This is a genomic window from Streptococcus oralis (assembly GCF_001075675.1).
Lineage (GTDB): Bacteria > Bacillota > Bacilli > Lactobacillales > Streptococcaceae > Streptococcus > Streptococcus oralis_V.
This window is the reverse complement of sequence record NZ_JUNW01000014.1, coordinates 1-431: the sequence shown is the minus strand read 5'-3', so window position 1 is coordinate 431 and position 431 is coordinate 1. Positions and strand designations below refer to the sequence as shown.

Genomic DNA, 431 nt, shown 5'->3' with positions numbered 1-431 from the left:
TCAAATCAGATGGAAAGATGGCCAAGAATGAATGGGTAGATGGTGGCCGTTATTATGTTGAATCAGATGGTAAAATGGCTAGGGATAAATGGGTAGATGGTGGCCGTCACTATGTAGACTACGATGGTGTGCGGCAACCAAAACTAGATGGGAAGCAGTACAATGCTGCTTTAAATAAAGCGAAAAGCTATAATTCGGTTTTACATATGTCAAAAAAAGATCTCTATAACCAATTAACGTGGAATGGTTTTTCAAGTTCAGCAGCGCAGTATGCCATCGATCACTTGAATGCAGATTACAAAGCAAATGCCTTAATTACAGCAAGAGCATACCGAAAGAATAACCATTTATCAAAGACAGAGATTTATGAGTGGCTAACTTCTTCTTATGTTGGAAAATTTACAAAAGAAGAAGCAAACTATGCAATTCAA

The 431-nt window shown here is 37.6% G+C and carries 1 protein-coding gene; it reads left to right on the top strand.

Annotated features, from left to right (window positions below; translation table 11 throughout):
• A partial coding sequence (locus tag ADM50_RS02015; protein WP_049484358.1) for an Ltp family lipoprotein occupies positions 1–431 on the top strand: 431 nt, incomplete at both ends.